7 protein-coding genes are annotated in these 14,813 nt (G+C 53.3%); 6 read left to right on the top strand and 1 reads right to left on the bottom strand.

Going from position 1 to position 14,813, the window contains the following annotated elements:
- The first annotated feature begins 54 nt into the window (after positions 1–54).
- From V2546_RS11635 to V2546_RS11620, 4 genes are read left to right on the top strand one after another with little or no spacing between them, the layout of a single operon-like run.
- Positions 55–2,163: a DNA topoisomerase 3 gene (locus tag V2546_RS11635; protein WP_329752389.1), complete on the top strand. Its 2,109-nt coding sequence runs from the start codon at positions 55–57 to the stop codon at positions 2,161–2,163.
- Positions 2,160–2,438, top strand: coding sequence for a hypothetical protein (locus tag V2546_RS11630; protein WP_004798047.1), 279 nt, complete (start codon positions 2,160–2,162; stop codon positions 2,436–2,438). The genes V2546_RS11635 and V2546_RS11630 overlap by 4 nt, the downstream gene beginning before the upstream one ends.
- 6 nt (positions 2,439–2,444) lie before the next feature.
- Entirely contained in the window at positions 2,445–5,729 is a 3,285-nt protein-coding gene (locus V2546_RS11625) for a YodL domain-containing protein (protein WP_329752388.1), read from the top strand.
- Between the two features lies 1 nt (position 5,730).
- Positions 5,731–5,946: a transposon-transfer assisting family protein gene (locus V2546_RS11620; protein ID WP_002576226.1), complete on the top strand. Its 216-nt coding sequence runs from the start codon at positions 5,731–5,733 to the stop codon at positions 5,944–5,946.
- 95 nt (positions 5,947–6,041) lie between these two features.
- Here the strand turns inward: V2546_RS11620 and V2546_RS11615 are convergent, their stop codons facing one another.
- Positions 6,042–6,809 carry a hypothetical protein gene (locus V2546_RS11615; protein WP_329752383.1) on the bottom strand — a complete coding sequence of 256 codons (768 nt, stop codon included), beginning with the start codon at positions 6,807–6,809 and terminating at the stop codon, positions 6,042–6,044.
- Between V2546_RS11615 and V2546_RS11610 the strand changes: the two genes are divergently transcribed.
- Both V2546_RS11610 and V2546_RS11605 read left to right on the top strand, forming a co-directional pair.
- Entirely contained in the window at positions 6,796–7,152 is a 357-nt protein-coding gene (locus V2546_RS11610) for a TnpV protein (protein ID WP_117802002.1), read from the top strand. The two genes, V2546_RS11615 and V2546_RS11610, sit on opposite strands and share 14 nt — an antisense overlap.
- A 110-nt stretch (positions 7,153–7,262) precedes the next feature.
- The gene (locus V2546_RS11605; protein WP_486463586.1) at positions 7,263–14,813 is read left to right on the top strand and encodes an SNF2-related protein; all 7,551 of its coding nucleotides are present in this window, start codon (positions 7,263–7,265) and stop codon (positions 14,811–14,813) included.

Below are 14,813 nucleotides of genomic sequence, written 5' to 3'. Positions count from 1 at the left end.
TAGATATATTTTGCTGTAAAACACCCAAATGATTTAATGAGAGGAGGAACCATCATGGCTCAGTATAAATTGGTAATCGCTGAAAAACCATCGGTTGCCCAGAGTCTGTCGGCGGTGATTGGTGCAACCGTCCGTAAGGACGGGTATCTGGAGGGCAACGGCTGGCGTGTCAGCTGGTGCGTGGGCCACCTGGCCGGTCTTGCAGATGCAGACAGCTATGACCCAAAGTATGCCAAGTGGCGATATGATGATCTGCCTATCCTGCCGGAACATTGGCAGATGGTGGTGGGAAAAGATAAGAAAAAGCAGTTTGATATTCTCAAAAAGCTGATGAATGCCCCGGATGTGACGGAAGTGGTAAATGCCTGTGATGCCGGACGCGAGGGCGAGATGATCTTCCGCAGCGTCTATGAGCTGGCAGGTTGCAAGAAGCCGATGAAAAGGCTCTGGATTTCTTCGATGGAGGACTCCGCCATAAGGGAAGGCTTTGCAAACCTGCGCCCCGGTGCGGACTATGACGGACTTCGGGATGCTGCCCTCTGCCGTGCCAAGGCCGACTGGCTGGTGGGGATCAATGCGACAAGGCTTTTTTCCGTGCTGTATCACCGAACCCTCAACATCGGGCGCGTGATGTCCCCGACGCTGGCGCTTATTGTTCAGCGAGAAGCTGAGATCGACACCTTTAAGCCGATTCCCTTTTATACCGTGGCGCTGGAGCTGCCCGGTCTTACCGTATCCGGGGAGCGCATGGCGGATAGGGCTGCTGCTGAGCAGCTGAAAGAAGCCTGTCAGGGTGTAAATGTCACAATCAAAAAGGTGGAGTGCAAGGAAAAGTCCGAAAAGCCGCCTGCCCTCTATGACCTGACTACTCTGCAAAGAGATGCCAACCGCCTGCTTGGATTTACAGCCCAGCAGACCCTGGACTATCTGCAAAGCCTGTATGAAAAGAAGCTTTGCACCTATCCCCGTACTGACAGCCGCTATCTGACCGGTGATATGGCAGACAGCCTGCCGGTGCTGGTGAACCTGGTTGCCAACGCCATGCCGTTTTGCAAAGAAATCGCCATTACCTGTGATCCGCATACGGTCATCAACGATAAGAAAGTAACTGATCACCACGCAGTAATCCCTACCAGAAATCTCAAGGATGCAGACTTTTCTGCCCTTCCTGCGGGAGAAAAAGCGGTGCTGGAGCTGGTGGCCCTGCGTCTGATGTGCGCCGTAGCCCAGCCCCATATCTATTCGGAAACTGTTGTGATTGCAGCGTGTGCCGATGGGGAGTTTACCGCCAAAGGAAAAACGGTGAAGCATCCCGGATGGAAAGCACTGGAGGACGCTTACCGTGCCAAAATGAAGGATGCAGAGCCGAAAAAAGATGGCGCGGAGAAAGCTCTGCCGGATCTGACCGAAGGACAGACCCTTTCGATTTCTGCGGCAATCGTCAAAGAAGGCAAAAGCAGTCCGCCTCAGCACTTTACGGAGGACACCCTATTGTCCGCAATGGAGACTGCCGGGAAAGAGGATATGCCGGAGGACGCCGAGCGAAAAGGTCTGGGGACACCGGCCACCCGTGCCGGTATTTTGGAAAAGCTGGTATCTGCCGGTTTTCTGGAACGAAAAAAGAGCAGGAAAACGGTGCAGCTTCTCCCTTCCCACGATGCAGTTTCCCTTATCACAGTCTTGCCGGAACAGCTGCAATCGCCGCTTCTGACTGCCGAGTGGGAGTACCGCTTGGGAGAGATTGAGCGCGGGCAGCTTGCCCCAGAGGAGTTTCTGGCCGGGATCAGCACCATGCTGAAAGATCTGGTGGGGACTTATCAGGTCATCAAGGGAACTGAGTACCTGTTCACGCCGCCCCGTGAGGTGGTGGGCAAATGCCCTCGCTGCGGCGGTGAAGTTGCAGAACTGCAAAAAGGCTTCTTCTGTCAGAATGATTCTTGCAAATTTGCAATCTGGAAAAACAACAAATGGTGGGCTGCCAAGAAAAAACAGCCGACCAAAGCTGTGGTGTCTGCGCTGCTGAACGATGGCTGTGTCCGTGTGACGGGGCTATATTCGGAGAAAACCGGCAAGACCTACGATGCCACTGTGGTTTTGGAGGACGATGGACAGTATGCCAACTTCAAGCTGGAATTTGACCAGCGGAAAGGAGGCAGCCGATGAAGCTCTCTTTAGTGGAACGGGAAACCATTCTCCTCTATAACCAGGCCGAACCAATGGCTGAGGTCTACACCCACGATCCCCGTCTGATGGAGAAGCTGGAACTGCTGGCAAAAAAGCACCCCGACCAGATCACCCGAAAGGACGCCCATAACTTTACCGTCCCCAAGCGGTGTGTATCAGTCCGGGAGCCATACAGCGCCGAGCGTCGCAAAGCTGCCAGTGAGCGTGCGAAAGCCGCCGGATACCAGCCCCCTGTGAAAAAGTCCGGCAGTTAAAGGCACATGGCAGAGAATGTATTTGAAGCGGTCAAGCAGTCGATCAGCACCAGAGAAGCGGCAGAGTTTTACGGGATAAAAGTCAGGCGAAATGGCATGGCCTGCTGTCCCTTTCACGATGATAAGAACCCCAGCATGAAGGTAGACCAGCGATTCCACTGCTTTGGATGCGGTGAAGATGGGGATGTGATCGACTTTACCGCAAAGCTCTTTGACCTCTCCCCAAAAGAAGCGGCAGAGAAACTGGCACAGGACTTTGGCCTGATCTATGACAGTCAGGCCCCTCCCCGCAGGAGATATGTCCGGCAGAAAACCGAGGCACAAAAGTTTCGGGAGGACCGGCAGCGCTGTTATCGCGTACTGTCCGATTACTACTATCTGCTGAAAAAATGGGAAGCCGACCGTTCTCCCAGGACACCGGAGGAAGAACCGCACCCCCGCTTTGTGGAAGCAATCCAGAAGAAAGCCTATGTAGAGTACCTGCTGGATCTTTTTCTTTATGAAAGTGAAGAAGAACAAAAGGCATGGATTGCAGAACACACAGCAGAAATCACACACTTGGAAAGGAGATTGAAAATCATGGCTGAGAACAAACCCACCAACCGAGAACGGCTAAGGGAAATCACAGATGGCATCGAGCAGGGCATCAAAGAACTGTTTGAGAGTGAAAAGTATATGCGCTATCTGTCCGTCATGTCCCGATTTCACCGCTATTCGGTAAACAACACCATGCTCATCTATATGCAGAAGCCGGATGCCACTTTGGTAGCCGGATACAATAAGTGGAAAGACCAGTTTGAGCGTCATGTAAAAAAGGGCGAGCATGGCATTACCATCATTGCCCCGACACCGTATAAGAAGAAAATCGAGGAGCAGAAGCTGGACCCGGATACCAAGGCTCCGATTTTGGATAAAGACGGAAAGATCGTTACAGAGGAAAAAGAAATCGAGATCCCCATGTTTCGTCCGGTCAAGGTCTTTGATGTGAGCCAGACCGACGGGAAACCTTTGCCTGAGCTTGCATCATCCCTTTCCGGCAATGTGCCAAATTATGAGGCATTCATGGAGGCCCTGCGCCGCAGCGCACCGGTGCCGATTACTTTTGAAGCAATGGCCGCAGATACGGACGGCTATTTTTCTGCTGATCATCAGAAAATTGCCATTCGTCAGGGCATGAGTGAGGTTCAGACGGTTTCAGCCACAGTACACGAGATTGCCCACAGCAAGCTCCATGACCCTAAAAAATATGAAATGCTACCGTCATGGAAGGTTGTGCTGGAGAGTGAAGGTGGAACCAAGCATGATTTCAAGCTGGATTTTGCCACAGAAAGAGAAGCTGAACAGTTTGCTTCTGATATGGATTGGCGCTATGTGGACGAAAATCAGTTTGAATGGCGTCTTGCAGTTGAGGAAGATCCAACCGCAGAAAAACAGGCAATCAAAAATCGCCACACGGAGGAAGTGGAGGCTGAAAGCATCTCCTATGCGGTCTGCAAGTATTTTGGCATCGAGACCGGAGAAAACAGCTTCGGCTATATTGCAAGCTGGAGCCAGGGCAAAGAGCTGAAAGAGCTGAGAGCCAGTTTGGAGACCATCAACAAAACCTCCGGCACTTTGATCTCCGACATTGAGCGCCACTATAAGGAAATCTGCAAAGAGCGCGGAATCGACCCTCATGCAAAGGTAGAGCCGGAACCCGCCCCGATAGAGCAGCCAGAAGATGCCGCTAAGGTATCTGATAGACAGCAGACCGGCGATCTGACCTACTATGTAGCAGAGTGCATGGAATTTCCAAACCTCGGAGAATACCACGATAACCTGTCTTTGGAGGAAGCAATCCGCATTTATCAGGAGATTCCGGCAGAACGAATGAACGGGATCAAGGGCATTGGTTTTGAGCTGAAAGACGGAAGTGACTATGAAGGACCTTTTCCGATTTTGACCGGCCAGACCATTGACCTGGACACCATCCAGGCAATCGACTATTACCGTGATAATCCTCTGGTGCAAAAAGCGGTAAAGGAACTGGCTGCGGCAATGCCGGAAATGGAAGTGCTGGGGGCGGATGCCAACCAGCAGGAGGCTTTGTTTCTGATTGACGATGCCACCTATCTTCATATCCAGTCCTGTGACAGCGGCTGGGACTATACCCTTTACGATGCCGCGTCCATGAAAGAGTTGGATGGTGGTCAGCTGGATATGCCGGAGCTTTCCCGCATGAAGGCAGTTCTCCAGATTTGTGATGACAACGATTTGGGCAGAGACTCGGTAAAATACGCACCGTTGTCCATGATTGAGACCTTGCAGGAAGCTGCCTACCAGCAGATGCAGGCAGAGGCCAGTCAGATGGCTGCTTCTTCTCAGCTGCCGGAAGCACAAGAGCAGGCGCTGGATGAATACCCTATGCCTGATGAGCAGGTATCTACACCGGATATGCAGGAATACGGCTACTTCTATGATGGGATGCTCCCTGTCACCAGAGAACGGGCGCTGGAACTGGATGCCGCTGGTTTGACCGTCTATATGCTGCATGAGGACAATACGGAGAGCATGGTGTTTGACCCGCAGGAAATCATGGATCATGGCGGTCTTTTTGGCGTGGACCGTGAGGAATGGGAGAAAAGCCCTCAGTTCCACGAAAAGGTCATGGAGCGTCAGGAACATCAGCAGGAACGCGAACAGGCATTTCTATCCCAGAACAGAGATTGCTTTGCTATCTATCAGGTGAGCCGTGACGATCCGCAGAATGTGCGCTTTATGAATCTGGATTGGTTAAAGTCCCATGACATTTCCATAGACCGCAGCAATTATGACCTCATTTACACAGCTCCGCTGAGGGAGTCTGGCACGGTACCGGAGCAGCTGGAAAAACTATATGAGCAGTTTAATCTGCAAAAGCCGGCGGATTTTCACAGTCCTTCTATGAGTGTCAGTGACATCGTTGCGATCAAGCAGGACGGTAAGGTATCCTGTCATTACTGTGACAGTGTTGGTTTTACCCAGATCCTCGGATTCCTGCCGGAAAATCCGCTGAAAAATGCAGAGATGGCCGTGGAGGACGATTACGGCATGATCGACGGTATCATCAACAATGGCGCAAAAGAGCCTACGGTGGCAGAGCTGGAACAGCAGGCTCGAAGCGGTCAGCCTATCTCCCTTATGGACTTGGCTGATGCCGTTCATCGGGAGGAACGGGATAAGAAAAAATCCGTTGTGGATCAGCTGAAAAGCCAGCCCAAAGCGGAACACAAAAAGACAGCACCCAAAAAGAGTGCGGAAAGGGAGATTTGATATGGGAAACTTTACTTTTGAGGAAATGAACCTGATGTGCATTTACAATACCGGCAGCCGCACCGGACTGATCGACAGCCTGCGTGAGATGCGCGGCGAGCTGGCCCCGGAGGAAACCGAGCTGCGGGAGTTGACAGACAGCGCACTGGGCAAGCTCCAAGCCATGAGTGATGCCGAGTTTGCCGAGCTGGAATTGTACCCGGATTTTGACCAGTAAACACCATAATCGCAGGGATGGGGTGGCAATATGCTACCCCATCTTTTACCCAAAAACCGAAAGGAGGACAGAACACTATGCCAACCAAAGCTGAACTATATGCACAGATGGCGGACAAGGTGGCAGCGCAGCTCACGGGGAGCTGGCAGGAATGGGCAGGGTTTCTCACCACTGCTTCCCGACTTTACAAATACCCGTTCCATGAACAGCTGATGATCTACGCCCAGCGACCGGACGCCACTGCCTGTGCGGAGTACGATTTGTGGAATGAAAAGATGGGCCGGTATGTAAGGCGCGGTTCCAAGGGAATCGCTCTGGTGGACGATTCCGGGGACAGGCCCCGCCTGCGTTATGTCTTTGATATTTCCGACACCGGAACCCGTGAACATTCCCGCACTCCCTGGCTGTGGCAGCTGGAGGAGCGCCATTTGGATTCGGTGCAGGCCATGCTTGAGCGCACCTATGATGTTTCCGGTGATGACCTTGCCGGACAGCTCACTGAGGTAGCCGGAAAACTGGCTGAGGAATACTGGACGGAGCATCAGCAGGACTTCTTCTATATCGTTGACGGTTCCTTTTTGGAGGAATATGATGAGTTTAACATCGGAGTACAGTTCAAAGCAGCAGCCACCGTCAGTATCACTTATGCTTTGATGTCCCGCTGTGGACTGGAACCGGAACGCTACTTCGACCACGAAGATTTCATGGCGATCTTTGATTTCAATACCCCGGCAACTATCGGGGCGCTTGGAACAGCAGTCAGCCAGATTAACCAGCAGGTGCTGCGGCAGATCGGCGTTACCGTCCGAAATGCAGAGCGCGAAGCCAACCAAGAAAGGAGCAAGCAAGATGAACAATCCCATGACCTATATCCAGAACGGAGACTATCTGATTCCCGACCTGAAGCTGAGCCAGCAGCGGTCGAAACCCCTGGGCAAGTACGGCAGGATGAGGAAAACCTACCTGAAGGAACATCGTCCCATCCTCTACAACCAGATGTTGCTGAGCGAGAAGCTGTACCCGCACCTTCTGGAGATCGACGAGACCGCCCAGAGCAGACTGGAGCAGATGATGCCCCAGCTGGCGAAGGAAGCGGGAGCCACCGAGGAACTGAAAGCCAGCGATCCCATGAAGTGGGTGGGGCTGATGAACACCTGCAAAGCTCAGGCCGAGGAAATCCTGATGGCGGAGCTTATCAACAGCTGACCCTAAACCTGTTCCTCTCCGAAGCGGAACAGATCCAATCCATAGATGAAGCAGAGAATGTAGCGCATACATCCTCTGCTTTTTCTTTTGCCCAAAATGACATCGACCATGTGCTGCGTTTGGGCGGCAACACAGACCGTCAAAGGGAGCGTGTGGTTGCAGCCTTTGAAAAGCAGAAAACCACCGCTGAGATTACCGAGATACTGAAAACGCTGTACCACGGCGGCAATGGCCTTGGCAGTGTGAGCGCATGGTATGCCGAGGATGGTATCCATCTTTCCCATGGGAAGTCTGTCCGTTATGACAGGTCTGCCCAGGTCATTTCCTGGGAGAGCGCCGCAGAGCGTATCGGGGAGCTTTTGGAAAGTGGTCAGTTTGCCTCCAATGTGGAGCTTGCAGAAGCGGCAGGCTATGAACGCTCCCTCCTTGCAGAAAAGCTCTGGTATCTGTATCACGATCTCAGTGAGGGTGCCAGAGAAGCCGGATATTTGTCCTGCCTGTCAGAGATCAAAGGCAATGGTTTCCCGGAGGAGACCCGCCGCCTGACGGAGCAGCTGAGTGACCCGGCTTTCCGCCAGACCCTCAAGGAAGAATACGCTGCCTTCTGGACTGCCTATCAGCAGGACCGTGACCTGTTGCGTTTTCACTATCATAGACCGAGGAAGATCTGGGAGAACCTGAAGGACCTTGACCTGCCCCGCAGGACCTTTTCTTCAGAGCTTTCCAAAGTGCCAACCGTCCAGCACTTTATTACCGAGGATGAGATCGACACCGCCATGACCGGCGGAAGCAGTTTCGCCGGAGGAAAAAGCCGTATCTATGCGTTCTTCATGGCAAACCATACGGATAAGGAGAAAGTGAGATTCCTTAAAGACGAGTATGGCATTGGCGGACGCTCTCATGCCCTGTCCGGCGCAACACACAGCGGCGAAGATCATGATGGGAAAGGACTGCACTATAAAAAGCAGGACTGCCCGGATGTTCACTTGAACTGGGAAAAGGTTGCCAAGCGCATTACCTCACTTGTCCAGAAAGGCCGCTATCTTACCGAACAGGAACAAGCGCAGTATGACAAGATCCAGGCTGAAAAGGATCTGGCAGAAGAAGATGCCATTCATGCCCGGCAGCCGGAGATAGAGGAAGAAACGCCAAAGCCTACCCTTCGGGAGCAGTTTGAGCAGTATAAGCCTGTGGTGACTGCCGCCATATCTGAGGATGTGGCATATCGAAATGCCTGCGGTCATTCCGACCGTGAAAATGCTGTCATCGAGGGTAATGCCGCTGTGCGCCGTGCAGTCCTTGGTTCTAAGGATATGGAGCTGATCCGACTCTATTCGGATGTGCCGGAGTTCCGTCAGCGTTTACACCGGGAAGTGATCGACGAGACCTATCCAAAGCTCCATGAGCTTCTGCGCCCTCTTTCTCAGGAAGATATTGATACTGCCCTTTGTGCATGGAACGGCAATATCGAGAGTAAACACGCTGTTGTCCGCTATATGAAAGACCATGCAAGAGAAAAAGATACCGCCGCATGGCTGGCTCAGGAATACGGCGGCAGTAACAGCAACAGCCTGTTCGTTGTCCGTGCCGGCAGCCCGGAGGAAACGCAGCTGCCCTGGCCGAAGGTACAGCGCCGGATTGCCCAGCTCATTCAGGAGGACCGGTTCTATACCGAAGAAGAACAGAACCGTTTTGACAACATCGACCCCATCGCCATCCGGGAAGCTCTGGAAGAAAGAGGGATCGTCAACGGACAGGTGACAGACCCGGAAAAACTGGACAATGCCCCGTTTATCCAACAGGTGATGTCAGATGCAGAGCAGATCGCAGATGCCGAGACAGAGCAGACTTCCGAAGTTTCCATTTCCGATGAGGAATATGACGCAGTTCGCCGCCCAATTCCGCAAAGAACCTCCTATGACCCAGCCGCCCCGGTCTATGCCGTGGGCGATACCGTGTATATCGAGGATGACGCCTATCAGATCACAGAGCTGCGGGAGGACACCGTACAGCTTCTGCCCACCGGGATGGTATATCCCATCTACCGGGCAGAGCGCAAAGAACAGTTCGAGCAGCTGCTTCGGGCAGACCGCCGCAATGCTTACTATACCGAGTTTCTTCCTATTGACCCGGACAAGGCAGATCAGGACTTGCGGGATGTATTGGCTCATGGACTGATGGATGAAGCGGATAAAAAGCAGATTTCCACGCTGCTGCAATCCGGCAGGAGCAACAGCGAGATCGCCTACTGGCTGAGCAGAGCCTATTCCGGTGAGATCGAGACACTGAATCTGGAGACTGGCGATATTGCCGATTACCGTACCACGGCACAGGGCATAGAGCTGGAAGTCATGGATGCAGAGGAAAAGCGTCTGGTTATGCTGTATTTCCGCTGGGATGAGGTTGCACCTTTGCTGCGCGGGATGTACGCCCGTCAGCAGGACGGTTTGGGACAGGAACAGCCCCAACCGGCTACCGAATCCCCGACCTTCCATTCCGAGACCATGGCCGTCTATCCGGGCGATAAGAACAATCTGCCTTATGATGTGGTGGTGGAACGACTGCATATCGAGGAGCCGGAGCCACCAGCGCCTGTGACAGAGCCGGAGAAAACCTTTGAGGAAGTGCTGGACGAACACCCGGTTTCCATTCAGGTCAATGGCCAGTGGCAGACCTTTCCCAATGCCAAAGCTGCCGAGGAAGCATCTTATGAGGAATATAAGGCTAACATGCGCCGCAATGCAAAAAACTTCCGCATTACCGATGAGCATTTGGGCGAAGGCGGTCCGAAAGCCAAGTTCCAGGCAAATGTCAATGCGATTCGTTTGCTGAAAGAGCTGGAAGCTGCCGGACAGCAGGCAAGCCCCGAACAGCAGGAGGTTCTTTCTCGATATGTGGGCTGGGGCGGTCTCTCTGATGCGTTTGACCCGGAGAAACCGGCATGGGCTTTAGAGTATGCCCAGCTAAAAGAACTGCTGACCCCAGAGGAATATGCCGCCGCCAGAAGCTCTACCCTCAACGCCCATTACACCAGCCCTACGGTCATTCAGGCCATCTATGAAGCGGTGGACCGTATGGGATTTGAGACCGGAAATATTCTGGAGCCGTCTATGGGTGTGGGCAATTTCTTTGGTATGCTGCCGGAGAAAATGCGAAACAGCCGTCTGTACGGTGTGGAGCTGGACCCGGTTTCCGGGCGCATCGCAAAGCAGCTCTATCCCAAGGCGGACATCACAGTAGGCGGCTTTGAGACCACCGATAGGCGTGACTTCTTTGACCTTGCCATCGGCAATGTACCTTTCGGTCAGTATCAGGTCAATGACAAAGCCTACAACAAGCTGAATTTCAGTATTCACAACTACTTTTTCGCCAAAGCACTGGACCAGGTGCGTCCCGGCGGCGTGGTAGCTTTTGTAACCTCCCGCTATACTATGGACGCCAAGGATTCCACCGTGCGCCGCTATCTTGCCCAGCGTGCTGAGCTGCTGGGAGCTATCCGTCTGCCTAATGACGCGTTCAAAAAGAATGCCGGTGCCGAGGTGGTATCGGACATCATCTTCCTCCAAAAGCGGGACCGCCCGCTGGACATCGTGCCGGAATGGACCCAGACCGGACAGACGGAGGACGGGTTTGCCATCAACCGGTATTTTATCGACCACCCGGAAATGGTGCTGGGCAGACAGGAGCCGGTAAGCACTGCACATGGTATGGACTACACCGTGAACCCCATCGAGGGACTGAAGCTTTCTGACCAGCTGCATGATGCTGTGAAGTACATTCATGGCACTTATCAGGAGGCAGAGCTGCCGGAACTGGGCGAAGGCGAAGCCATTGACACCTCCATTCCTGCCGATCCTAATGTGAAGAACTATTCCTATGCCATTGTAGACGGGCAGGTGTACTACCGGGAAAACAGCCGCATGGTCCGCCCTGACCTCAACACCACAGCAGAAGCCCGCGTAAAAGGTCTTGTGGGACTGCGTGATTGTGTGCAGGAACTGATCGACCTTCAGATGGATGCAGCGGTTCCAGACAGCATCATTACCCAAAAACAGGCGGAACTGAACCGACTCTATGACAGCTTTTCTGCCAAATACGGTCTCATCAACGACCGTGCAAACCGGCTGGCCTATGCAGATGATTCTTCCTATTACCTGCTCTGTGCGCTGGAAGTTATCGACGAGGACGGAAAGCTGGAGCGCAAGGCGGACATGTTCACCAAACGGACCATCAAGCCCCATCAGGCAGTGGCTACTGTGGATACGGCAAGCGAAGCACTGGCGGTGTCCATCTCGGAAAAAGCCTGCGTAGATATGAGCTATATGAGTCGGCTTACCGGAAAAACAAAAGAAGCACTGGCCGGAGAACTGCAAGGCGTGATCTTCCGTGTGCCGGGACAGCTGGAACAGGACGGCACACCCCATTATGTGACTGCTGATGAATACCTTTCCGGCAATGTACGCCGCAAACTGCGTCAGGCGCAGCGGGCGGCACAGCAGGACCCTTCTTTTGCAGTCAATGTGGAAGCTCTTACCGCCGCCCAGCCCAAAGACCTGGATGCGTCGGAAATTGAGGTGCGTCTGGGCGCTACCTGGATTGACAAGGAGTACATCCAGCAGTTTATGTACGAGACCTTCAACACCCCGTTTTATCTCCAGCGCAGCATTGAGGTCAACTATTCCTCCTTTACTGCTGAATGGCAGATCAAGGGGAAATCTTCTGTATCCTACAACGATGTGGCAGCTTATACCACCTACGGAACCAGCCGCGCCAACGCCTACAAGATTCTGGAGGATTCCTTAAACCTGCGGGATGTCCGTATCTATGACACCATAGAGGACGCAGACGGAAAAGAGCGCCGCGTACTAAACGCCAAGGAGACCACCCTGGCTGCCCAAAAACAGCAAGCTATCCGGGAAGCCTTTAGGGCCTGGATCTGGAGAGACCCGGAGCGCCGCCAGACTTTGGTGCGCCAGTACAACGAAGAAATGAACGCTACCCGTCCCCGCGAGTATGATGGCAGCCATATCACTTTTGGGGGCATGAACCCGGCCATTACCCTGCGGGAACACCAGAAAAGCGCCATCGCCCATGTGCTGTATGGAGGAAATACCCTGTTGGCACATGAAGTAGGCGCAGGCAAAACTTTTGAGATGGTAGCTGCTTCGATGGAAGCCAAACGCCTGGGACTGTGCCAGAAATCTCTCTTTGTGGTTCCAAACCATCTGACCGAGCAGTGGGCGTCGGAGTTTCTGCGTCTCTATCCTTCCGCCAATATCTTAGTCACCACAAAAAAGGACTTTGAGACCCATAACCGAAAGAAGTTCTGCGCTCGTATTGCGACGGGTGATTATGATGCCATTATCATGGGACACAGCCAGTTTGAGCGTATCCCCATCAGCCGGGAGCGTCAGGAACGGCTTCTCTATGAGCAGATCGACGAGATCACCGAGGGGATTGCAGAGGTACAGGCCAGCGGCGGCGAGCGTTTTACCGTTAAACAGCTGGAGCGTACCAGAAAGTCTCTGGAAGCCAGACTGGAAAAGCTGCAAGCCGAGGGACGAAAAGACGATGTGGTGACTTTTGAGCAGCTGGGTGTGGACCGTTTGTTTGTGGACGAGGCCCACAACTATAAAAACCTGTTTCTATACACAAAAATGCGGAATGTAGCTGGTCTTTCCACATCGGACGCGCAGAAATCCTCCGATATGTTTGCCAAGTGCCGCTATATGGACGAGATTACCGGAAACCGTGGCGTTATCTTTGCAACCGGAACCCCGGTCAGCAACTCCATGACCGAGCTTTACACCATGCAGCGTTACCTCCAGTATGAACGCCTGCAAGAGCTGAACATGACCCACTTCGACTGCTGGGCTTCCCGATTTGGGGAGACCGTCACAGCATTGGAGCTTGCACCGGAAGGCACAGGCTACCGGGCAAGGACAAGGTTTTCCAAGTTCTTTAACCTGCCGGAGCTGATGAACCTGTTCAAAGAAGTGGCCGACATTAAGACCGCCGACCAACTGAATCTGCCTACCCCGGAGGTGGAATACCACAATGTTGTGGCGCAGCCCACCGAACATCAGCAGGAAATGGTCAAGGCCCTTTCGGAGCGTGCATCGCTGGTACACAGCGGAACTGTTGACCCGTCCCAGGATAACATGCTCAAGATTACCTCGGATGGTCGTAAGCTGGGGCTGGACCAGAGGATCGTCAACCAAATGCTGCCGGACGAACCCGGCACAAAGGTCAATCAGTGCGTGGACAACATCATGCAGATCTGGCGGGACGGCGAAACGGACAAGCTGACCCAGCTGGTGTTCTGCGACATTTCTACACCGCAGGCAAAAGCTCCTGCAAGCAAGGCGGCGAAAACGCTGGATAATCCACTGCTTCACGCATTGGAAGGCGCTGTGCCTCTGCCGGAACAGGAACCGACCTTTACGGTATATGACGATATTCGTCAGAAACTCATTGCTCAGGGGATGCCTGCCGACCAGATCGCTTTTATCCATGAAGCCAATACCGAAGTGCGGAAAAAGGAGCTGTTCTCTAAAGTCCGTACCGGTCAGGTTCGTGTCCTTTTGGGCAGCACCGCCAAGATGGGCGCAGGCACCAATGTGCAGGACCGTCTGGTGGCACTTCATGATCTGGATTGTCCGTGGAGACCCGGAGACCTTGCCCAGAGAAAGGGGCGTATCGAGCGTCAGGGCAACCAGAACCCCCTTGTTCATGTGTACCGCTATGTGACCGAGGGAACCTTTGACGCATACCTCTGGCAGACAGTGGAGAACAAGCAGAAATTCATCAGTCAGATCATGACTTCTAAATCGCCGGTGCGTTCCTGCGATGATGTGGATGAAACAGCCCTCAGTTTTGCCGAGATCAAGGCTCTGTGTGCCGGAGATCCCCGCATCAAGGAGCGTATGGATTTGGATGTGGAGGTATCCCGCCTGAAGCTGATGAAAGCCGACCACCAGAGCAAGCAATATCGTCTGGAGGACCAGCTGCTCAAATACTTCCCGGAGGAGATTGAAAAGCACAAAGGTTTTATCAAGGGCTTTGAATCCGATCTGGAGGTTTTGACAGCTCACCCGCACCCGGAGGACGGTTTTGCTGGTATGGAGATTCGTGGAGACCTGCTGACCGATAAGGAGAACGCCGGTGCAGCCCTTTTGGATGCCTGCAAGGAGGTCAAAACCTCCGATCCGGTGCAGATCGGCAACTACCGGGGTTATGCCATGTCCGTGGAATTTTCCGCTTGGAAACAGGAGTATACGCTCCTGCTGAAAGGACAGATGACCCACCGGGCAACCCTTGGTACAGATCCTCGCGGAAATCTTACCCGTATCGACAATGCTCTCACTCAGATGCCCCAGCGTCTGGAGGCGGCAAAGGCACAGCTGGATAACCTCTATCAGCAGCAGGCTGCCGCAAAAGAGGAAGTCGGAAAGCCATTCCTTTATGAAGAAGAACTGACAAGCAAAAACGCCCGTCTGGTGGAGTTGGATACCCTGCTCAACATCGACGGAAAGGGGCAGGCACACACCGAGTCTGTTGTTGCCAAAAGCACACGGCCTTCGGTGCTGGATAACCTAAAACGCCCGGTGCAACCCCGCAGTACAGACAAGAAACCAAAACAGCATGAGGAGGTGCGATAA

The sequence above is a fragment of the Clostridium sp. CM74B_53 genome, from assembly GCF_036318045.1.
GTDB lineage: Bacteria > Bacillota > Clostridia > Lachnospirales > Lachnospiraceae > Pilosibacter.
Note: the sequence above shows the minus strand (reverse complement) of the source record. Positions and strands in the feature narration are given on the sequence as shown.